This is a genomic window from Streptomyces sp. NRRL B-3229 (genome assembly GCF_000719505.1).
Classification (GTDB): domain Bacteria; phylum Actinomycetota; class Actinomycetes; order Streptomycetales; family Streptomycetaceae; genus Streptomyces; species Streptomyces griseorubiginosus.
This window is the reverse complement of the sequence record NZ_JOGP01000011.1, coordinates 258,305-280,071: the sequence shown is the minus strand read 5'-3', so window position 1 is coordinate 280,071 and position 21,767 is coordinate 258,305. Positions and strand designations below refer to the sequence as shown.

Here is a 21,767-nt window from a genome sequence, read left to right as displayed (position 1 = left end):
AGGTATGTGCCCCGTGGGCCCCGGTGACGGCGCCCCGTACATGTGCTCTGTGACGGCGAACACATGAACCAGTGCGTGATCGTCTCGTAACATTGCCGCATGTCTTCGACCGAGGTGCCCTTCGTGCCGCCCGCCAACGTGCTTCCGAAGGTGTCGCCCGTCAGGGTCGGTGAGGGCGAGCGGCTCCGCTCGGTGGGCCTTCAGGGCATCACCCTGACGGTGCGTTCACGACCGCCCGCGCGCGAGGGCCTGCCGCCCGCGCTGTACGTCCACGGCCTCGGCGGTTCCTCGCAGAACTGGTCGGCGCTGATGGAGCAGTTGGAGGGCGATGTCGACGGCGAGGCCCTCGACCTGCCCGGCTTCGGCGACTCCCCGCCGCCGGACGACGGCAACTATTCGCTCACCGCGCACGCCCGCGCGGTGATCCGTTTCCTCGACGCCTCCGGCCGCGGCCCCGTCCACCTTTTCGGGAACTCCCTCGGCGGCGCGGTGTCCACGCGCGTCGCCGCGGTGCGGCCGGACCTGGTCCGCACCCTCACCCTCGTCTCCCCGGCCCTGCCGGAGATCCGCGTGCAGCGCACGGCCGTGCCCACGGGCCTGCTGGCGGTGCCGGGTGTGGCCGGTCTGTTCACCCGGTACAGCAGGAAATGGACGGCCGAGCAGCGCGTCCGCGGCGTCACGGCACTCTGCTACGGCGACCCCGGCCGGGTCACCCCCGAGGGCTTCCAGCACGCCGTGGAGGAGATGGAACGGCGGCTGCAACTGCCGTACTTCTGGGACGCGATGGCCCGTTCCGCGCGCGGGCTGGTCAACGCGTACACGCTGGGCGGCCAGCACGCGCTGTGGCGCCAGGCCGAGCGCGTCCTCGCCCCGACCCTGCTCGTCTACGGCGGCAAGGACCAGCTCGTCGGCTTCCGCATGGCCCAGAAGGCGGCCCGCACCTTCCGCGACTCCCGGCTGCTGACCCTGCCGGAGGCGGGGCACGTGGCGATGATGGAGTACCCGGAGACGGTGGCGGGCGCGTTCCGCGACTTCGTCTCTACGAAGGGCTTCGTCACGGACGAGGACACCGTCTCTGACAAGGACACCGTCTCTGGCAAGGCGGACAAGGCGGTGGCTTCTTCCGGCGGAGTCGGTCGTGCGACCGGTCCACAGGGCCGGGGTGAGGCCGGGTCGGCCTCCGGTGGCGGCGCCGATGCCACGGCCGTGGGGAGCTGAGGCGGGGCGTGGGACGCCACAGTCGACGCGGGCCCGCTCCCAAGAAGGGGCCCGACAACAGCAGTTCGAATGACGGCGGCGGGCCGGGGCAGACGGGTCCCGGCGCGGGCGCGGAGGTGCCGGGAGGCCGGGCGCAGAACCTGAGCCAGGCTTCCTCGCCCCAGGTGTCGGCGCTGTCGCAGGCAGCACGGTGGGGCGGGCCGCAGGGACGCGGTCCCGGGGACGGGACGTCTGCGCCGGGCGGCGCCGGACACCGGGTTCCCGCACAGGGCGGCCCGAGGCTGCCCGAGGGCACGCCGGCGCACGGCTTCCCGCGGCTTCCGGAGGGCACCCCCGCGCGGGGTCTGCCCCGGCTGCCGGACGGCACGCCCGCGCACGGCTTCCCCCGCATCGCCGACGGCACCCCTGCCCAGGGGACCCCCAGGGCGCGTGGCGGGCATCCCGAGCAGCGTGAATCCGGGGGCGGCTGGGGGGAGTTGGACGGCCGCGGTCCGGGCGGACAGGCCGCAGCCGGGCCGGGGGGCGCTGTTCCGCGCCAGCGGCAGGAGCAGCGGCAGCAGTCGGCGGGGACTCGGCAGGGGCCCCGGCAGGACTACCTCGACGCGTTCACCGACGACACCGACCTGTTCGCTCCCGGTGCTCCGAAGGGGCGGGCCGGGAAGGGGCAGAGGGAGGGTCACGGGTCTCGCCGAGGCGCCGGGACGTCCGTCGCCGCGCACCCCTCCGACCCGTACGGCTCCTCCGGCTCCGTCACCGACTGGCCGGACGACATCCGCGGCGGCGTCGGAACCGGTGCCGGCTCCGGCTCCGACGGGACACCGCCCCTCGACGCCCCGCCGTCGGCCAAGGGCGGCAAGGGGCGGACGTTCACCGGCATCGCGGCCGCGGCCATCGTCACCGTGCTCGCGGTCGTCGTGGCCGGACAGGTCACCGGGGAACGCGACACCGCCGCCGGCTCCTCGACGGCGACCGACCAGGCGCGCGACGCCCGGGACTCCGTCACGGCCGGGCAGCCGACGCCGTCCGGCTCGCCCAGTGTCGCGAAACTGACGTACGAGCAGGCGATGGGCACCAAGTACCCGCTGAGCGCGAAGCTCGACGGCTCGGGGAAGTTCGACGCGGTCCCGGGGGTCGACAAGGCGCCCGGCAAGGGCCAGAAGTACACCTACCGCGTGGACGTGGAACAGGGGCTCGGGCTCGACGGCGCGCTCTTCGCCGAGGCCGTCCAGAAGACGCTCAACGACGACCGCAGCTGGGCCCACCGCGGTGCCCGGACCTTCGAGCGCGTCTACACCGGCAAGCCCGACTTCGTGATCACGCTCGCCAGCCCCGGCACCACGGCGGACTGGTGCGCCAAGTCCGGCCTCGACACCACCGAGGACAACGTCTCCTGTGACTCGGCCGCCACCGAACGAGTGATGATCAATGCGTATCGATGGGCGCAGGGATCAACCACATACGGTGATCGGATCCATGCGTACCGGCAGATGTTGATCAACCATGAAGTCGGCCACCGTCTCGGCTACTCCCATGTGACGTGCGACAAGAACGGCGAGCTCGCGCCCGTGATGCAGCAGCAGACCAAGTTCCTCGACCACGACGGGATCCACTGCCGGCCCAATCCCTGGCCCTACCCGGGGAGTTGACGGAGGACGCAGATGTCGGATTGACATGCGTTGATCCGGTCATACATATTGCTGCCCATGTGGTCTAGTCATGCCGTCGAGAACAGCGCCGCCATCGAGCTGGCGCTCATCGGTGTGACTCCGCTCTGCGTGGCCGACATTCTCTGTCGCTGACGCCCGCCCCCTCTGGCGCGCGCGTCGCGAATCCCGATCACCTTCCGTGACTTCGGTCACGGCTTTTCGACGACCTGACGCCGGGGCAGACGTCCGTCCGCGCTTGTCTCACTCCTCGTCAATCCGTCTCGCCATTCGAGACTCATCATTTCGAGAGGTCGTCTCCGATGCGTCAACCGTCCCTCACGAAGCGCCGCGTGGCCGCGGTGTCCGTAAGCCTTGTTCTGGCCGCGGGCGCAGCCGCCTGCGGTCCTGAGGACAACGATGCCAAGAGCTCCGGTGGCGACTCCACGCCCCACAAGGGCGGCACCCTCACGGTCCTGAACTCCGACCCGCAGTCGGACTTCGACCCGGCCCGGCTGTACACCTCCGGCGGCGGCAACGTGCCCTCGCTCGTCTTCCGCACCCTCACCACCCGCAACCGCGAGAGCGGCGCCGAGGGCACCAAGGTCGTCCCCGACCTCGCCACCGACACCGGGCGCCCCAACAAGGACGCGACCGTGTGGACGTACACCCTGAAGAAGGGCCTCAAGTACGAGGACGGCACCGCGATCACCTCGGCCGACATCAAGTACGGCATCGAGCGGTCCTTCGCGCCCGAGCTCTCCGGCGGCGCCCCCTACCTGCGGGACTGGCTGGTCGGCGCGGCCGACTACCAGGGGCCGTACAAGGACAAGAAGGGCCTCCCGGCGATCGAGACGCCGGACGCGCGGACCATCGTCTTCCACCTGAACAAGCCCGAGGGCGAGTTCCCGTACCTCGCCACGCAGACGCAGTTCACGCCCGTTCCGAAGGCCAAGGACACCGGCACCAAGTACGAGGAGCACCCGGTCTCGTCAGGCCCCTACAAGGTCGTCAAGAACGAGAACGACGGCGAGACGCTCCTCCTGGAGCGCAACACCTACTGGTCCGCCGCCACGGACCCCGAGCGCAAGGCCTACCCGGACAGGATCGACGTGAAGTCCGGTCTCGACTCCTCGGTGATCAACCAGCGGCTGTCTGCGTCCCAGGGCGCGGACGCGGCCGCGGTCACCACGGACACCAACCTCGGCCCGGCCGAACTCGCCAAGGTGACCGGCGACAAGGAGCTCGCGGCCCGTGTCGGCACCGGCCACTTCGGCTACACGAACTACATAGCGTTCAACCCGACGGTCAAGCCGTTCGACAACGCCAAGGTGCGCCAGGCGATCTCCTACGCCGTCGACCGCTCCTCCGTGGTGAACGCGGCGGGCGGTTCCGCGCTGGCCGAGGCCGCCACGACCTTCCTGCCCGACCAGAAGTCCTTCGGCTACGAGCCGTACGACCTCTTCCCGGCGGGTGCCACCGGCAACGCGGCCAAGGCCAAGGCGCTGCTGAAGGAGGCCGGCTACCCGAACGGCCTGACCGTCACGCTGACGCACGACAACGCCCAGAACTTCAAGACCAGCCCCGAGATCGCCACCGCGATCCAGGACGCGCTCAAGAAGGCCGGCATCACGGTCAAGCTCCAGGGCCTGGAGGACAACAACTACTCGGACACGATCCACGACGTGAAGAAGGAGCCCGGCTTCTTCCTCTCCGCCTGGGGTGCCGACTGGCCCTCCGGCGGCCCCTTCCTCGCCCCGATCTTCGACGGCCGGCAGATCGTCAAGGACGGTGCGAACTTCAACTCGGGCCTGCTCAACGACAAGTCGGTCAATGCCGAGATTGACGCGATCAACAAGTTGACCGACCTTGACGCGGCCGCCAAGAGGTGGGGCGCGCTGGACCAGAAGATCGGCGAGCAGGCGCTGACCGTGCCGCTGTTCCACCCGGTCTACAAGCGACTGGTCGGCAAGGACATCAGGAACGTCGTGATCAGCGACTGGACCGGCGTCCTGGACATCTCGCAGGTCGCGGTCAAGTAACCCGATGAGCGAGGCACTTGTCGCCACCGAGATCCCCGAGGCAACCGCCCCGGGGGTCTCGGGGGCCCGTCAGTTCTGGCGGCGGCTGCGGGCGCAGCGCGCCGCCTTGGTCGCGGCGGGCGTCGTCGCGCTGCTCGTCCTGGTCGCGCTCGCCGCGCCCCTGCTCACCGCGCTGGAGGGCCAGGACCCGACCACCTACCACCCCTCCCTGGTCGACTCCGCGCGCGGCGGCGTTCCCATCGGTTCCTTCGGGGGCGCCGGCGGGGACCACTGGTTCGGCGTCGAACCGCAGACCGGCCGCGACCTGTTCGCCCGTCTGGTGTACGGCGCCAGGGTCTCCCTGGGGGTCGCGCTGGGCGCCACCGCCGTCCAGGTCCTGCTCGGCGTCGTCGTGGGCGTCGCCGCCGCGCTCGGCAACCGATGGGTTGATCAACTGTTGAGCCGGGTCACCGACATCATCGTGGCGATGCCGTTGATGATCATGGCGTTGGCCCTGCTGGCGATCGTGCCCGAGAACTTCCCGAGGCCGATCCTGGTCGCCCTCGTCATCGGCTTCGTCGCCTGGGGCACCATCGGCAAGATCGCCCGCGCCCAGACCCTCACCCTCAAGGAACTCGACTACGTGGCCGCCGCCCGGCTCAGCGGCTGGGGCACCTGGCGGATCGCCCGCCGCGAACTGCTGCCCGGCCTCGCCGCCCCCGTCATCACGTACGCGGCGCTCATGGTGCCGGCGAACATCAGCATCGAGGCGTCCCTGTCCTTCCTCGGCGTAGGCGTGAAGCCGCCCACCGCGTCCTGGGGACAGATGCTCTCCTCCGCCAACGTCTGGTACCAGGCCGCCCCGCAGTACCTCCTGCTGCCCGCGGCCGCGCTCTTCGTGACCGTGCTCGCCCTCACCGTCCTCGGTGACGGCGTGCGCACCGCCCTCGACCCACGCGCGGCCTCCCGCCTGCGCGTCGGCACGGGCCGCAGGCAGAAGGGGCGGAAGCAGGAGGCGCGGAAGCAGGAGGCGCGGTCCGACAGCACCGGAACGGCCGAACTCGGGCCCGCCAAGGAGGCGACCTCATGAGCGGCTTCACGGGATTCGCTCTACGCCGGACCGTGAGCGCCGTCCTCACCCTGCTCGCCCTCTCGGTCATCATCTACGTCGTCTTCTACGCCACCCCCGGCAACGTCGCCCAGATCACCTGCGGCCCCCGCTGCTCGCCGGAACAGGTCCACCAGGTCGCCCAGCAACTCCGGCTCGACGACCCGCTGTACCTGCGCTACTGGCACTTCCTCCAGGGCATCGTCGTGGGCCACGACTACTCCACCGGCACCTCCGTCGAGCACTGCCCGGCGCCCTGCCTCGGGCTGTCGTACCAGAGCGACCAGCAGGTCACGCAGATCATCCTCAACAAGCTGCCGGTCAGCCTGTCCCTGGTCGTCGGCGGCATGGTGCTCTGGCTGCTGCTGGGCGTCGGCACCGGCGTGCTCTCCGCCTGGCGACGCGGTCGCTTCAGCGAGCGCGCCCTGACCGGCCTCACCCTCGCGGGCGTAGCCACGCCGGTGTTCGTCATCGGCCTGGTCCTGATGATCGTGGTGTGCGGACAGCTGGAACTGCTGCCCTTCCCGGAGTACGTCCCCTTCTCCGACGACCCCGAGCAGTGGATGTGGGGCCTGCTCCTGCCCTGGGTCACGCTCGCCCTCGGCGAGGCGGCCTACTTCGCTCGGCTCACCCGGGCGTCGATGCTGGAGACGCTCGCCGAGGACCACATCCGCACCTTCCGCGCCTACGGCGTCGGTGAGCGCTCCATCGTCGGCCGGCACGCCCTGCGCGGCGCCCTCGCGCCGATCATCGCCCTGAACGCCAACGACTTCGGCAGCGCGGTCGGCGGTGCCGTCCTCATCGAGTCGCTGTTCGGACTGCCCGGCATCGGCCAGGAACTGGTCCACGCCGTAACCGTCGTCGACCTCCCGGTCGTCGTCGGCATGGTCCTGGTCATCGGCTTCTTCGTGGTGCTCGCCAACGCCGTCGCGGACGTCCTGTACGCGGTGGCCGACCGACGGGTGGTGCTCGCATGAGTCTCGTCCACGTCACGGACCTGACGGTCGAGTTCGGCGACCTGCGCGCTGTCGACGGCCTCTCCTTCACCCTGGCTCCGGGGGCCGCGCTCGCCCTGGTCGGCGAGTCCGGCTCCGGCAAGTCCACCGTCGCCTCGGCCCTGCTCGGGCTGCACCGCGGGACGGGCGCGCGCGTGCGGGGTTCGGTCGGCGTCGCCGGAGTGGACGTACAGCAGGCGTCGGACGACGAACTGCGCCGGCTGCGGGGCGCGAAGGCCGCCATGGTCTTCCAGGACCCGCTGTCGTCCCTCGACCCGTACTACGCGATCGGCGACCAGATCGCCGAGGTGTACCGCGTGCACACGCGTGTGTCGCGCCGAACGGCACGCGCGCGTGCGGTGGAGGTGCTCGACCGGGTCGGCATCCCGGACGCCGCACGCCGGTCCCGGTCCCGTCCGCACGAGTTCAGCGGTGGCATGCGCCAGCGCGCCCTCATCGCGATGGCGCTGGCCTGCGAGCCCGAGCTGCTGATCGCCGACGAGCCGACCACCGCGCTCGACGTGACCGTCCAGGCCCAGATCCTCGACCTGCTGCACACGCTGCGCCAGGAGACCGGCATGGGCCTGCTGCTGGTCACGCACGACGTGGGTGTCGCCGCCGAGAGCGTCGACGACGTGCTCGTCATGCGGCACGGGCGGACGGTCGAGCACGGGCCGGTCGGCACGGTCCTCGGGGCGCCCGCGGAGGCCTACACGCGCGAACTGCTCGCCGCGGTCCCGCGCGTGGACGCACCCCGCGTGTCCTCCGGCGGGTCCGGAGTGGGCACTTCCGGCGGGTCCGGAGTGGGCACTTCAGGCAGGTCCGGCGGGGGCGTCTCCGGCGGGTCCGCAGAGGGCGCTGTGAAGGCCGCCCCCGAGGTCGTTCTGGAGGCCGTGGGCCTTCGGCGCGAGTTCGGCCGCGGGAAGAAGGCCTTCGCGGCCGTCGACGGCGTCTCCCTGACCGTCCGCCGGGGCGAGACCCTCGGCGTGGTCGGCGAGAGCGGCAGCGGCAAGACGACGCTGGGGCGGATGCTGGTCGGCCTGCTGGAGCCCACGGCGGGGCAGGTCCGTCACGACGGCCACACGCGTGTGGGCGTGAACCCGGCCGTGCAGATGGTCTTCCAGGACCCCGTCTCCTCCCTCAACCCCCGCCGCAGCGTGGGCGAGTCCATCGCGGACCCCCGGCGCGCGCGTGGCGAACGCGACGAGCAGCGGATCAGGGGGCGCGTCCGGGAGCTCCTGGAGCGCGTGGGGCTCGAAGGGGCGCACTACGACCGCTACCCGCACGAGTTCAGCGGCGGCCAGCGCCAGCGCGTGGGCATCGCGCGGGCGCTCGCGGCCGACCCGCGGGTCATCGTCTGCGACGAGCCCGTCTCCGCGCTCGACGTCACCACCCAGGCCCAGGTGGTGGCCCTGCTCGGCGAGCTGCAACGGGAGCTCGGACTCGCCCTGGTCTTCGTCGCGCACGACCTCGCCGTCGTCCGCCAGGTCAGCGACCGGGTCGCCGTGATGCGGCGCGGCCGGATCGTCGAAGAGGGCCCGGCCGACGAGGTCTACGACAGCCCGCGCGACGCGTACACCAAGCAGCTCCTGACCGCCGTACCGGCACTCGATCCCGAGATCGCGGCCCGGCGCCGGGCCGAACGCGGGGCAGTGGCCGTGAGCTGACGTTCCGTGTCCGGATGATCTCTTAGCGCGACCGAACGCTACCCGCACGGGAAAGTTACGAGCGTTCACCCCTTTTGGTGGCGCGATGGACAACCGTCCGTCGCGCCACCGCCTTGTCCGCATACGTTCGTCCCGCGGCGAGCCGCCGGGCCAACGGCGGCTCCTCATACGGGAGATCGGGGGTGCACTCGTGCGCATCGGACTGCTTACGGAGGGTGGCTATCCGTATGTGAGCGGTGACGCCAGGCTCTGGTGCGACCGGCTCGTGCGCGGGCTCGAGCAGCACGAGTTCGACATCTACGCGCTCAGCCGCAGCGAGCACCAGGAGGACGAGGGCTGGGTTCCCCTGCCGCCGCAGGTCGACAGGGTGATCACGGCCCCGCTGTGGACCGCCGAGGACGACGGCGTGGTGTACGGGCGGCGCGCCCGGCGCCGGTTCGCCGAGTCCTACGGGGAGTTGGCGGCGGCGCTGTGCGAGGGGGGTGTCGCGGAAGCCACCGGAACGGCCGCAACGGGCTCAGTGGGCTCAGTGGGCTCGGTGGGCTCAACGGGATCGGTGAAGGGCTCGGGGGAGGCGCCCGGCGTTGAGGCGGACCGTTTCGCCAGCGCTCTGTACGGGCTCGCCGAACTCGCCCGCGACGAGGGCGGACTGGTGGGTGCGCTCCGCTCCGAGACCGCCGTACGGGCCCTGGAGCGCGCCTGTCGTGCGCCCGGCGCCCGGCAGGCGGCTCGCGAGGCGCGCGTACCGGATCTCCTCACCGTGGCCGCACACCTGGAGCGCGCCCTGCGCCCCCTCTCCCTCGACTGGTACGAGGACGACGGCCTCGGCGCGGTCGACCTCTGCCACGCGGCCTCCGGCGGCCCGGCCGCCCTGCCCGGACTCCTCGCCCACCACTTCTGCGGTGTGCCCCTGCTCGTGACCGAGTACGGCGTACGGCTGCGGACGCACTACCTCGCCGACAGCGATTCCCCGCCCGCCGTACGCGCCCTGCTCGCCGCCTTCCATGGCCGGCTCGCCACCGAGACCTACCAGCGGGCCGCGGTCGTCACGCCCGGCAACGCCCACGCCCGCCGCTGGCAGGAACGCTGCGGCGCCGACCGCGCGAAGATCCGCACGGTCTACCCGGGCATGGCGGCCGGACACTTCGCGGAGGTCGGCGAGTCGGCGGAGTGCGTGGACCCGGACACCCTGGTGTGGGTCGGCCGGGTCGAACCCGCCAAGGACCTGATCTCGCTGCTCCACGCCTTCGCGGAGATCCGCAAGGAGGAACCCAAGACCCGGCTGCGGATCGTCGGCGCGCCCTCCGGCCCCGAGGGTGCGGCCTATCTGGGGCACTGCAAGGCCCTGGCGGCACAGCTCTTCCCCGACGAGGCGGAGGGACTGCACGCCGTCGGCGACAACCCCGTCTCCTTCGAGGAGATCGGTGGTCCGGAGCTGCCGACTGCGGCCGACGCCTACGGCTCGGGGGCGGTGACCGTCCTGTCCAGCGTCGTCGAGGGCTTCCCGATCAGCCTGGTCGAGGCCATGCTCTGCGCCCGGGCGACCGTGTCCACCGACGTGGGTGCGGTCGTGGAGGTCATCGGGGGCACCGGGCTCGTCGTCCCGCCGCGCAACCCCAAGGCGCTCGCGGAGGCGTGCCTGACCCTGCTGCGCGACTCCGAGCGCCGTGAGCGCCTGGGAGCCGCCGCCCGCGCCCGCGCACTCGAACTGTTCACCGTGGAACAGAACATCGCGGCATTTCACGGCATTTACCTCGAGATCGTCTCGCGCACCCCGGTCCGCCGAGTCGTCCTGGACGGCACCGGCGAACCCCTGCCGTTCGCGGCCCCCGCCGAGGCGCACGTCCCCGGCCGCTGGACCGAGCGCAGCACCCGGGTCGTTGCCCGCGGTGGCCCCGGCTGGGCCGCGGGGCCCCCGGTCCGCGCGACACCCCCCTTCGCCGCCACGGAAGGAGCGCCCGGATGAGCGACACCGACACCCCTGGCGCACTTGGCGAGCGCGAGGCCGTGGACGCCGGTGGGGAGCTCGGCGCGCACGCGGTGAGTGGCACCGGAGGAGATCTCGGCGCGCACGAGGTGAGCGGCCTCGGTGGGGAGCTCGGCGCGCACGCGGAGAGTGGCGCCTGTGGAGAGCTCGGCAACCCGGACGCGCCCGCCGACGCGTCTCCGGAGTCGGCCGAACGTCCGGAGCGGGCCGCACCCGCCTCCGCCGGACAGACAGCCGCAGCGGCGGACGCTCCCACCCCGCCGGCACCCACCCCCCGCGCCCCCGAGATCGCCACCGGCCGCACCTCCACCTCCACCTCCAGCCCCAGCTCCAACTCCGCCCGGCGTTCCGCGGCAGACCCGGTGAAGGCCCTGATGCACCGTCACCGCGAGCTGTGCGAACGGGCCGTCGACCCCTTGGAGATCGCGGCCGGTCTCGAGGCACACGGCGTCACCGACCGCACCGCCGTCCGCTTCCGCCACCGGGACGTCTTCTCGCTCGCCGAGGAGATGTACGCCCGCGTCCCGAGAGACGGCGAGACACCGCCGTCCCCCGCGGTCGACAGGACACCTCGGCCCCAGGCTGCCTGGGCCCTGCTCACCCTCCTTCCCGGCGTGCTGTGCGCCGCCACGGTCGTCGGCATCCGCCTCACCGACGGCCGGTCCCGCCTGGTCACTGCTCTGATCGGCGCCCTGGTGGTCTCCTTCGCGGTCCGCGCGGCCCTGTCCCGCGGCCCGCTCGGAGCGCCTGACCGCGCCCGCACGACCACCCCCTCCACCTGGACTTACTGGCTGCTCGCCTACGCCGCCTTCGGAGACGGCCTGCTCGGCGCTGCCGTGACCGGCGGCCCCGACGCGCTACCCACCGGCGCCGCCGACGCACCCTGGCCCGTCGCCACGGCCCCCCTCCTCGCCCTGACCCTGTCCTGCGCCCCCGCGGCCTGGGCCGCCCACCTCTTCAGGGCCCGCGCCCGCCGCAAACTGACCGCCAGCCGAGGCCTGGAGGACTTCGCGGCCTCCGTACGACCCCTGCTGCTCGGCGCGTTCGCCCTGTACCTGTGCGCCCTGACGGTCCTCCTCGCCCTCTCCGCCGCGGCCCTGGACGAACCCGCGCCCTACGCGCAGACCCTCACCCTCGGTGCCCTCCTGTTCCTGGCCCGCCTCCTCACCGCCCACGGGTTCACCCACGCCCCCGTGGTGGTCCTCATCGCCGCCACGGCAGCCCAGGTGACGGCCCTGGCCACCACCTTCGCCTCCCGTCTGCCGGGCTGTGCCTTCCTGGCCACGCCGGTGAACGCCCTCGTGGACCTCTGGGGCGCGGCCGGCATCCAGACCCTCTCCTGCGGAATCGGCGCCCTGGCCCTGCTGATCCACGCGACCCGCAAGCTCATCCGGGCATCGGCCCATGCCCAGGAGGAGCCGTGCTGACCCGACCCCGCCGCCCCGCGCATCCGCCGTAGCGCCGACCGCCCGCGCGAACTCCCCGCGGCCTCAGGGCCGTTCGCACCGGTGGCTACCCGCTCGAGCGGCGGCACACAGAGGTGGCGCTCCGCTCAGGCGGCGGCCCACTCAAGCGGCGCCCCGCTCCCGCGGCAGCCCGCACCGGCCGCGGCCGGCCTCGGCCGCGACCACTCTCGCCGCGGCCCCGGCCACCCACCGGCGTGGGCAACGCCACCAGCCCCTGAACCCGCCTCAGGTGCACCCCGTCCGCCGCAAAGCATCCCGGCTCACAGCCGAAGGCAACCCGTCTCCCGGCCCCACCGCCGGAGCGACCCGTCTGCCGGCCAACCGCCGGAGGCTACACACCCCCCGGCCCCACCGCCGGAGGCTACACACCCACCGGCCCCACCGCCGGAGGCTACACACCCACCGGCCCCACCGCCGGAGGCAACACACCCACCGGCCCCCACCGCCGGAGGCACCCCGCAAGCCCCTCCCGAAGGAGAACCCGCAATGACCACCTCCCGACCCGCCCCCAAGGCCCCGGGAGCAGCCCGATGAGAGTCCTGCTGATCGGAGCCAACGGCTACCTCGGCCGCTTCGTCGCCGACCGTCTGCTCGCCGACCCCGCCGTCCAGCTCACGGCCCTCGGCCGGGGTGACGACGCCGACGTCCGCTTCGACCTCGCGTCCGGCAGCCCCGGTGCCCTCACCCGCTTCCTCGACGCGGTCCACCCGGGCGTCGTCGTCAACTGCGCCGGTGCCACCCGCGGCGGTGCCCGCGAACTCACCCGCCACAACACGGTCGCCGTCGCCACCGTCTGCGAGGCCCTCCGCCGCAGCGGCTGCGGGGCCCGGCTGGTGCAGATCGGCTGCGGCGCGGAGTACGGCCCCAGCCAGCCCGGGTCCTCGACGGCCGAGGACGCCGTCCCGCGCCCCGGCGGCCCGTACGGGGTCAGCAAGCTCGCCGCCACCGAACTGGTCCTGGGCTCCGGCCTGGACGCGGTCGTCCTGCGCGTCTTCTCCCCGGCCGGCCCCGGCACCCCCGCCGGCTCCCCGCTCGGCCGGCTCGCCGAGGCCATGCGCCGGGCCATGCAGTCCGGCGACGGCGAGCTGAAGCTCGGCGGCCTCGGCGCCCAGCGCGACTTCGTCGACGTCCGCGACGTGGCCCGGGCCGTCCACGCCGCCTCGCTCTCCGCCGCGCAGGGCGTCATCAACATCGGCTCGGGCCGCGCGGTCCGCCTCCGGGACGCCGCCGCGGTGCTCGCCCGGGTCGCCGGATACGGCGGCGCCCTCCACGAACTCGACGGCCCTCCCGGCCCGTTGAGGGCATCCATCGGCCACCCCCGCTCCGAGTCCGACCACGCGGCCCCGGTCGCGTACCCGTACCCCGACGGCTGCGGCAGCTGGCAGCAGGCCGATGTGCGCACCGCACGCGACCGGCTCGGCTGGCGCCCCCGGATCAACCTCGAAGAGTCCCTCGCCGACATCTGGATGGAGGCGGCATGCCGCATCTGACCAGCACGAAGAGCAGTACGCCGAGCACCGAACTCCACACCGGCCTCGGTGTCCCCGGGTTCGCCCACCCCCTGGTGGCTCCCGCCGAATGGGCCGAACTCACCCGCCCGGGCACCCCACTGCACTGGACCGTCCTCAACATCGCCGACGGTCCCGGCGCCCGCCCCGACCCGCACTGCCTCGAAGCGGCCGGCCGGCTGCGCAACGCGGGCGTCCGCGTCCTCGGCCACCTCGACACCACGTACGGGGCCCGGACCTTCGGCGAGCTGATCTCCGAAGGGCAGCGTTACCTCGACTGGTACCAGGTCGACGGCTTCCTCCTGGACCGCTGCCCGACCGGCCGGGCCGCGCTCCCCGAGATCCGACGTGCCGTCACCATGCTCCGGGCGCTCCGTGACGACGCTCACATCGTCTTCGGGCACGGCACCCACCCCTATCCCGGGTACGCCGAGAACGCCGACCAGTTGATCACCTTCTCCGGCCCCTGGAGCGACTACCGCTGGTCGCAGGTGGCCGAGTGGACCGCCGACTACCCACCCGAGACCTTCTGCCACCTGGTCCACGGCCTGCCGGGGCCGCATCTCGAGGAGGCGCTGCGGATCGCCCGCTGGCAGGGCGCGTCCACCATCTGGTTCACCGACCGCACGGACCGCGGCGGCCGCGTCGACCCCTGGGAGACCATGCCCGTCTACTGGGACGAAATCGTCTCGCGGATCGGAACGGGTGTCTCGGAATGAAGAAGCCCATGGCAGTGTTACGGGGAGAACAACTGTAGTGATTGACCGACCAACGGAGTCCCCGTGTCGCTGCCACCCCTGGTCGAGCCGGCTGCCGAGCTCACCGTAGACGAGGTCCGCAGGTACTCCCGCCACCTGATCATCCCCGACGTCGGGATGGACGGGCAGAAGCGGCTGAAGAACGCCAAGGTGCTCTGTGTGGGCGCCGGCGGCCTGGGCTCGCCGGCGCTGATGTACCTGGCCGCGGCGGGCGTCGGCACGCTCGGCATCGTGGAGTTCGACGAGGTCGACGAGTCGAACCTCCAGCGGCAGATCATCCACAGCCAGGCCGACATCGGTCGCTCCAAGGCCGAGTCCGCCCGTGACTCCGTCCTCGGCATCAACCCGTACGTGAACGTGGTCCTTCACGAGGAGCGGCTCGAGGCCGACAACGTGATGGACATCTTCAGCCAGTACGACCTGATCGTCGACGGCACCGACAACTTCGCGACCCGCTACCTGGTCAACGACGCGTGCGTGCTGCTGAACAAGCCCTACGTGTGGGGCTCGATCTACCGCTTCGACGGCCAGGCCTCGGTGTTCTGGTCCGAGCACGGCCCCTGCTACCGCTGCCTCTACCCGGAGCCGCCGCCCCCCGGCATGGTCCCCTCCTGCGCCGAGGGCGGCGTGCTGGGCGTGCTGTGCGCGTCCATCGGCTCCATCCAGGTCACCGAGGCCATCAAGGTCCTCACCGGCACCGGTGAACCCCTCGTCGGGCGCCTGATGATCTACGACGCCCTGGAGATGCAGTACCGCCAGGTGAAGGTCCGCAAGGACCCCGACTGCGCGGTCTGCGGTGAGAACCCGACCGTCACCGAGCTCATCGACTACGAGGCCTTCTGCGGCGTCGTCTCCGAGGAGGCCCAGGAGGCGGCCGCCGGCGCGACGATCACTCCCAAGCAGCTCAAGGAGTGGATCGACGACGGCGAGAACATCGAGATCATCGACGTCCGCGAGATCAACGAGTACGAGATCGTCTCCATCCCGGGCGCCAAGCTGATCCCGAAGAACGAGTTCCTCATGGGCACCGCCCTCGAGAGCCTTCCTCAGGACAAGAAGATCGTCCTGCACTGCAAGACGGGTGTCCGCAGTGCGGAAGTCCTCGCGGTCCTGAAGTCCGCGGGCTTCTCCGACGCGGTCCACGTCGGCGGCGGCGTGATCGGCTGGGTCAACCAGATCGAGCCGGACAAGCCGGTCTACTAGGCCCAGGCCTGCACGCAGGTCCACGCCTTCCCGGAAGGGGCCCGGCACCATGTGTGCCGGGCTCCTTTCCGTCACCGGCCCTGGGCGCAGACCTTGCCGTCCTTCGGCACCGTGCCCTTCAGCAGGTACGCGTTCACCGTGGAGTCCACGCAGTCGCTCCCGTTCCCGTACGCCGTGTGCCCCTGGCCCTCCCAGGTGAGCTCCACCCCGACCCCCTTGCCGAGCTCGTCCGCCATCTTGCGGGCGCCCTCGTACGGCGTCGCCGGATCGCCCGTGTTGCCGACCACCAGCACCGGCGCCGCACCCGGCGCGCTCACCTCCGGTGTCTCGGACTGCCCGGCCACCGGCCAGTCGTGGCACCAGCCGGCCGCGTCCCAGCCGAGGAAGGGGCCGAACACCGGCGAGATCCTCTCGAACTCCGGCAGCAGTCCCTTCGCCTGCGCGAGTGTGGGCCGCTGCTTGTCGTCCAAGCACGATATGACCCGTTGGGACTGCGGAAGCAGGCCGTAGTGCCCGGAAGGATCCCGCTCGTTGTAGCCGTCGGCTAGAGCCAGCAGTTCGGAGCCGTCGCCCTGTTCCGCCGTCCGGAGAGCGCTGGTCAGTGAGGGCCAGCTGTCCTGGCGGTACAGCGGATACACGATCCCGGTGAACGCGAGCACCTGGGTCAGCTTCCGCCCCGAGAAGGTGGGCAGCGGAGTCGCGTCGATCCGCTCCAGCAGGTCCGCGATCTCCCGGGTGCCCCGTGCCGGATCCTGTCCGGTGGACTTCAGGTAGTTGTCGAGCGCGCGCTGGAAACCACGGGCCTGGTTCTTCCGGTGGCCCACCGCGTCGGCGCTCGGGTCGACGGCCGCGTCGAGCACCAGCCGCCCCACCCTGTGCGGGAACAGATGGGCGTAGACACCGCCGAGCTGGGTGCCGTACGAGATGCCGAAGTAGTACAGCTTGTCGTCGCCGAGGACCTGGCGCATCAGGTCCATGTCGCGCGCGGTGTCCGTGGTCGAGACGTGGGCCAGCAGCTTGCCCGCGTCCTTCTCGCAGCCCCGCGCGAAGTCGGTGGCGTCCTGAAGGTAGGCCCGTACCTCGGCCGGGGTGTCCGGGGTGGCGTCCACGGACTCGGCGGCCTGGGTCTCCTTGTCGCTGCGGCAGCGGACGCCCTCGCTGGCGCCGACCCCGCGCGGGTCCCAGCTCACCAGGTCGTACCGCTCGCGCAGGAGGGAGGCGGTGGCGGCGTAGGCGGGCAGGGTACCCACGCCGGTCAGGCCGGGGCCGCCGAAGTCGAAGAGGAGCGAGCCGATGCGGTCGCCGCCGCGGGCCTTGGTGCGGATCAGCGCGAGGTCGATCGTCTCGCCGTCCGGCTTCGACCAGTCCAGAGGTGTCTTCAGCGTCGCGCACCGCCAGTCGTTGCCGGGCGGCGAGAAGTCCCCGGTGGCCTTGCAGCGCCCCCAGTCGAGCTGCTGCGAGGTCAGTGAGGCGGGCAGTGCCTTCGCGTCCCTCGTGGCGGGCGTCGCGCCGCCGGTCCGCTCGACCCCTTCCCCGCCGCCGGACGAGCCATCGGACGAGCCGCCGGAGCAGCCCGTCGCCAGCAGCGCGGCCGCGGCGGCCACCGCCGCCCACCGTGTGAAACGCCCCATGACAGTCCCCCTCCCAAGCCGTCCGTGCCGATCCACGAACGCCGGTCCGGCCATGGTAGGCCGAGCACGTGAAGCCCGTCAGAGCCTGTGGATAACCCTTTGACCTGCTGATTTGTCACCGGCGAGAGCTAAGAACAGACGGTGCCGGCAGCCGGCACCCGTCCGTTCAGGAGATAGCCGTCCACCGCCTTCCGCACGCACCCGTTCTTGCTGTCGTAGGCCCCGTGCCCCTGGCCTTTGTACGTCAGCTCGACGCCCACGCCCGGGCCGAGCGCCTCCACCATCTTCCGGGCGCCTTCGTAGGGGGTGGCCGGATCGCCCGTGTTCCCCACCACGAGGATCGGGGCCGAACCTGCGGCGCTCACGTCGGGATGGTCCGCGGCGCCGGGCACCGCCCAGTCGGTGCAGCTCACCATGGACCAGGCCAGGAAGTCCCCGAACAGCGGGGAGGCGGCGCGGAACCCGGGCAGCCTCCGCTCGACGTCGGCCGCGGTGTACCGGGGTTTGTCGTCGGCGCAGTTGATGGCGATGTTGGCCGCGGTGATGTTGCTGTACTCGCCGTTCTCGCTGCGCCCGTTCAGCGAGTCGGACAGCAGCAGCAGGATCCTGCCGTCGCCGTCGTACGCCTGCTGAAGGCCCTCGACGAGGTACTGCCAGAAGTCCTTCGAGTAGAGCGACTGGGCGATGCCGTTGGTCGCGGCGGTCTGCGTCAGCAGCCGCTGGCCGATTCCCGGGATGGGCTTGCGGTCGAGGTCTGCGAGGAGCTTGGCGATACGGTCCTTGACGTCCTGGGCGGTGTCGCCGACCGGGCAGTCCTCGGTCTTGGAGGTGCAGTCCTCGGCGAAGTTGTCCAGCGCGAGCTGGAAGCCCTCGGCCTGTCCGAGCGAACCCTGCTCGCTGTTCTGCGTCGGGTCGACGACCGCGTCGAAGACCGCCCGCCCCACGTGCTTGGGGAACAGATGTGCGTAGACGCCGCCGAGTTCGGTGCCGTACGAGATGCCGAAGTAGTACAGCTTGTCGTCGCCGAGGACCTGGCGCATCAGGTCCATGTCGCGGGCCGCGTCGGTGGTGCGCACGTGCGGCAGCATCTTCCTGGAGTTGTCCTCGCAGGCCGCGTTGAACTCCTTGGTGTTGTTCAGCAGCGCGGTGCGCTCGGCCGAGTCGTCCGGAGTCCAGTCCTGCTCGAAGTAGTAGTCGAGCTGGGGGTCGTTCAGGCATTCCACGGGGGCACTGCGGCCGACTCCGCGGGGGTCGAAGCTCACCAGGTCGTAGCGGGTGCGCAGGTGTGCGTAGTCCGTGCCGAAGGCGGGCAGTGTGGTGACGCCCGAGCCGCCGGGGCCGCCGAAGTTGAAGACGAGCGAGCCGATGCGTTTGTCCTTCGGCCCGCTGGTCTTCGCCCGGATCAGTGCGAGGTCGATCGTGTCGCCCTTCGGCTTCGCCCAGTCGCGGGGGGCCTTGAGGGTGGCGCACTGCCATTCGGCGCCGCCCGGCAGCGGAGAGGGGGCCTCACCGCCGCCCTCGGCCCGGGACGGGGCCTGGCAGTCCTTCCAGCTCAGCTTCTGGGACGGTAGGTCCTCGTCGTGCGAGCCGCCGCCGCAGCCCGCCAGCGCGCAGGACAGCAGCAGGGCGGTGGCGGTCAGGGCGGCGACACGCGGGCGAGGGCGGTTCGGCATGACCCCATCCTGCGCTCGCGCGCGCGGCTGCGCTCGGGGCAGGCGCCGTAAGGGGTACGCCCTACCGCGTCGCGGCAGGGGTACGCGCTAGCGCCTCACAGGGCGCCCTTGCGGGACAGGTGGTTGAAGGCCAGCCAGCCCGGCAGCACCGGCAGCCAGAGCGTCAGCAGACGGAACAGCAGGACGGCGGGCGCGGCGACCTCCTTGGGCAGCCCCACGGCGATCAGACCGACCGTCAGGGTCGCCTCGACGGCGCCCACACCGCCCGGCGTCGGGGCGGCCGAGCCGAGCGCGTTGCCGGCGAGGAAGACGACCGCGACGCTGGCGATGCTCAGCGAGGTGCCCTCCTGGCCGAAGGCGCGGATCGAGGCATCCAGGCACATCACGAAGCAGGCCGTCAGCAGCAGCATGCCGCCGATGCCGGTGACCAGCTTCTGCGGCCGCTGGAGCACGTCCAGCATGCGCGGCACGACACCCGCGAACAGCGACCTCACGCGCGTGACGACGAACTTCCTGAGGAACGGCACCGAGGTGACCACGAGTACCAGCACCGCGACGGTCAGGAGACCCGCGATGACCGTCCGGGACGGCGACAGCGACGGCGTCTTCTCGGTGCCGGTCAGATAGCCGAAGGACAGCAGCATCAGGATGTGGCAGCCGAGCCCGAAGAGCTGCGAGGCGCCGACGCTCGCGACCGCGAGACCGGGCCGCACGCCCTGGCGTTGCAGGAAGCGCGTGTTGAGCGCGACACCGCCCACCGCGGCCGGTGCGACGATCTTCACGAACGACCCGGCGACCTGGGCGGCGACCGTCCGCAGGAACCCCACCCGTTCGGGCACGAACCCCAGCAGTGCCATGGCGGCGGCGAAGTAGCTGCACGCCGAGAACAGCACGGCCGCGGCGACCCAGCCCCACTCGGCGTTCTCGATGAGCGGCCCGAACTCGATGTGCGTGAGCTGCGTCAGCAGGAAGTACGCGCCGATGGCGCCCGCGAAGACGCTGATCAGGGTGCGCGGCTTGACCCGTTCCAGCCGGGCCGGCTCCACCGGTGCCTGCGGCCTGATCAGCAGGACCTGGTTGCGGATCTGGCTCAGCAGATCCTCCTCGCGGGCCTCCTCCAGGGCCACGTCGATGGCCCGCTTCTCGGCCCGCGCCTCCGCGCGTTCGGCCTTCTTGTCGGGCTTGTCGAGTACGGGCCCGGCGTCCTGCGCCGCCTCGTCCAGCCGGGCCTGCTTGGCCTGCCGGGAGGCCTCCAGGACCGCCTCGCGCTCGCGCTGGGCGCGCTCCCGGCCGAGTCTGCGCAGCGTCGCGCGCGTGGAGCGCGTCAGCGCGATGGGCTGGAGCATCGGCAGGCAGTCGGCGACGGCGTCGGGGCCGAGGATCTCGACTCCGGAGGCGACCGCGCGTTCCGCGCCCGCGAGCAGCCCCAGGGTCGTCACCAACTGGGCGACGTCCATGCGCAGCAGGAGGGTGCTGGCCGCGATCTCGCCGCCGCGCAGATCGGTGAGGATCACCGAGCCGGAACGATCCACCAAGATCGCGTCTCCGGCGAGCCTGCGGTGCGCGATGCGCCGTGACTGCAACGCCTGCACCTGGCGCCAGGTGTTGCGCAGCAGTTCGTCGGTGATCTCGTCCTCGGACAGCGATTCCAGCGTGCGGCCGCCGGTGTGCTCGTAGACGAGCATCACGGCGTCGGGGCCGAGTTCGGAGGTGGCGATCAGCTTGGGCGCGTTGGCGCCCGCCGCGATGGCGGCGTACGCGAGCAGGGCCTCCTGCTCCAGTGCCTGGCGCAGCGACTGGAGGCTGCTGCGGGTGGCGAAACCGCGCAGGGTGAGGTTGCGCCACACCCGGTAGAAGAAGCCCTGTGCCTGCTGCTCGCGGTCGACCACGGTGACGTCCAGGGGCGGGCCGTCCTCCAGGGTGACGAAGTAGCGCCGGCCTCGGTCGCCGTTCTCCGCGGTCTCCGGGGTCTCCTCGCGGGCCGCGCCGGCCGGGTGGAAGCCGACGGTCCGCAGGCCCGCCATCAGCGTCTGCCCGGTCGGCCGGACATTGGGCGAGCCGACCGCGTACAGCGTGCCGTAGGCGACCGTCCAGCCGATCAGCACGGTCAGGATGATCGAGAACGGGGTGGTGTAGCCGGTGACGAGCATCGAGAACGCGTCGAGCGTCAGCACCATCCACAGCACCGCCCGCCAGCGGGGCCTGCGGGACATGCCGACGGCCGTCATATAGGCGATGACGGGCGCCAGATAGCCGTGCACGGGGTCGGTGAGGGCATGGATGTCACCGGGGGAGGGCTGGGTGAGCGCCTCCTGGATGGAGTCCGGGGCGCCCTTGGCGACCCACAGGTCGGTGGCGAGCGTCACACCGTGGGCGAGGACCGCCGCGAGCACACCGTCGGCGATCCGCAGCCCGTCGCGTTTGATCAGCCGTTCGATCGCGAACGCGACCGGGACCAGGAGGATCGCGATGCTGGAAGCGAGTCCGGCGATCTTGATGAGCAGGTCGGGCGCCTGCCCGGTGCCCTTGTTGATGTCCTGTTCGAGGCCCGAGGTGGTGCCGTGGGCGAACGCGGCGATCGCGAGCAGGACGACGACGGCCAGCACACCGACCAGCAGCCGCATGAGGTCGGAGGGCCGGTGCACGCGCGCGGGGAGCAGGGGCTCGTCGCCCTCGACCTCCTCGGAGTGCGTCTCCTCGGCTGTGGCGTCGGCGTCCGTGCCGGGAGCCCGGTCGTCTTCTCCCTCGGCGGCGTCAGGGCGCGACGAGGCGGCAGAGGTGCTCTCGGCGTCCTCCGGGTGCACACCCTGTGGCTTCATCGTCTCTTCTTGATCTCGTATCACCAGTCACCGCCCGCACGATGGTGGCATGCCCCACCGACACACGGGG

General features: G+C 71.8%; 15 protein-coding genes. 12 read left to right on the top strand and 3 right to left on the bottom strand.

Annotation, left to right across the window (positions count from 1 at the left end; all coding sequences use genetic code 11):
* Nucleotides 1–99: 99 nt before the first annotated feature.
* The 12 genes from IF54_RS0120315 to moeZ all read left to right on the top strand — a co-directional run bounded on the left by IF54_RS0120315 (nt 100) and on the right by moeZ (nt 15,574).
* Nucleotides 100–1,218 (top strand): alpha/beta fold hydrolase, encoded by a 1,119-nt coding sequence (locus IF54_RS0120315; protein ID WP_030320619.1) that lies wholly within the window; start codon nt 100–102, stop codon nt 1,216–1,218.
* Nucleotides 1,219–1,226: 8 nt separating this feature from the next.
* Nucleotides 1,227–2,864: a DUF3152 domain-containing protein gene (locus IF54_RS0120310; protein WP_030320617.1), complete on the top strand. Its 1,638-nt coding sequence runs from the start codon at nt 1,227–1,229 to the stop codon at nt 2,862–2,864.
* Between the two features lie 57 nt (nt 2,865–2,921).
* Nucleotides 2,922–3,017 carry an Ms4533A family Cys-rich leader peptide gene (locus IF54_RS44070; RefSeq protein WP_324606064.1) on the top strand — a complete coding sequence of 32 codons (96 nt, stop codon included), beginning with the start codon at nt 2,922–2,924 and terminating at the stop codon, nt 3,015–3,017.
* A 167-nt stretch (nt 3,018–3,184) separates the two neighbouring features.
* Entirely contained in the window at nt 3,185–4,903 is a 1,719-nt protein-coding gene (locus IF54_RS0120305) for an ABC transporter substrate-binding protein (protein WP_030320614.1), read from the top strand.
* A 4-nt stretch (nt 4,904–4,907) separates the two neighbouring features.
* Nucleotides 4,908–5,972 carry an ABC transporter permease gene (locus tag IF54_RS0120300; protein WP_030320613.1) on the top strand — a complete coding sequence of 355 codons (1,065 nt, stop codon included), beginning with the start codon at nt 4,908–4,910 and terminating at the stop codon, nt 5,970–5,972.
* On the top strand, nt 5,969–6,967 hold the full coding sequence (locus IF54_RS0120295) for an ABC transporter permease (protein ID WP_030320612.1): 999 nt from the start codon (nt 5,969–5,971) through the stop codon (nt 6,965–6,967). The genes IF54_RS0120300 and IF54_RS0120295 overlap by 4 nt, the downstream gene beginning before the upstream one ends.
* Complete coding sequence (locus IF54_RS0120290) at nt 6,964–8,652, top strand: dipeptide ABC transporter ATP-binding protein (RefSeq protein ID WP_030320609.1); 1,689 nt, start codon at nt 6,964–6,966, stop codon at nt 8,650–8,652. The genes IF54_RS0120295 and IF54_RS0120290 overlap by 4 nt, the downstream gene beginning before the upstream one ends.
* A gap of 190 nt (nt 8,653–8,842) precedes the next feature.
* On the top strand, nt 8,843–10,618 hold the full coding sequence (locus IF54_RS0120285; RefSeq protein ID WP_030320607.1) for a DUF3492 domain-containing protein: 1,776 nt from the start codon (nt 8,843–8,845) through the stop codon (nt 10,616–10,618).
* Complete coding sequence (locus IF54_RS0120280; RefSeq protein ID WP_030320604.1) at nt 10,615–12,066, top strand: hypothetical protein; 1,452 nt, start codon at nt 10,615–10,617, stop codon at nt 12,064–12,066. The genes IF54_RS0120285 and IF54_RS0120280 overlap by 4 nt, the downstream gene beginning before the upstream one ends.
* Before the next feature lie 569 nt (nt 12,067–12,635).
* On the top strand, nt 12,636–13,595 hold the full coding sequence (locus IF54_RS0120275; protein ID WP_030320602.1) for an NAD-dependent epimerase/dehydratase family protein: 960 nt from the start codon (nt 12,636–12,638) through the stop codon (nt 13,593–13,595).
* A complete protein-coding gene (locus IF54_RS0120270; protein WP_030320599.1) occupies nt 13,583–14,332 on the top strand; it encodes a spherulation-specific family 4 protein in 750 nt (249 codons plus the stop codon). The genes IF54_RS0120275 and IF54_RS0120270 overlap by 13 nt, the downstream gene beginning before the upstream one ends.
* Before the next feature lie 63 nt (nt 14,333–14,395).
* Nucleotides 14,396–15,574, top strand: a complete 1,179-nt coding sequence (gene moeZ / locus IF54_RS0120265) for an adenylyltransferase/sulfurtransferase MoeZ (RefSeq protein WP_030320597.1) — start codon at nt 14,396–14,398, stop codon at nt 15,572–15,574.
* A 71-nt stretch (nt 15,575–15,645) separates the two neighbouring features.
* Here moeZ and IF54_RS0120260 read toward each other — a convergent pair whose 3' ends face one another.
* The 3 genes from IF54_RS0120260 to IF54_RS0120250 all read right to left on the bottom strand — a co-directional run bounded on the left by IF54_RS0120260 (nt 15,646) and on the right by IF54_RS0120250 (nt 21,697).
* A complete protein-coding gene (locus tag IF54_RS0120260) occupies nt 15,646–17,205 on the bottom strand; it encodes an alpha/beta hydrolase (protein WP_030320595.1) in 1,560 nt (519 codons plus the stop codon).
* Between the two features lie 128 nt (nt 17,206–17,333).
* Nucleotides 17,334–18,878 carry an alpha/beta hydrolase gene (locus IF54_RS0120255; protein ID WP_030320593.1) on the bottom strand — a complete coding sequence of 515 codons (1,545 nt, stop codon included), beginning with the start codon at nt 18,876–18,878 and terminating at the stop codon, nt 17,334–17,336.
* 95 nt (nt 18,879–18,973) lie between these two features.
* Nucleotides 18,974–21,697: a lysylphosphatidylglycerol synthase domain-containing protein gene (locus IF54_RS0120250; protein ID WP_030320591.1), complete on the bottom strand. Its 2,724-nt coding sequence runs from the start codon at nt 21,695–21,697 to the stop codon at nt 18,974–18,976.
* Between the last annotated feature and the right edge of the window lie 70 nt (nt 21,698–21,767).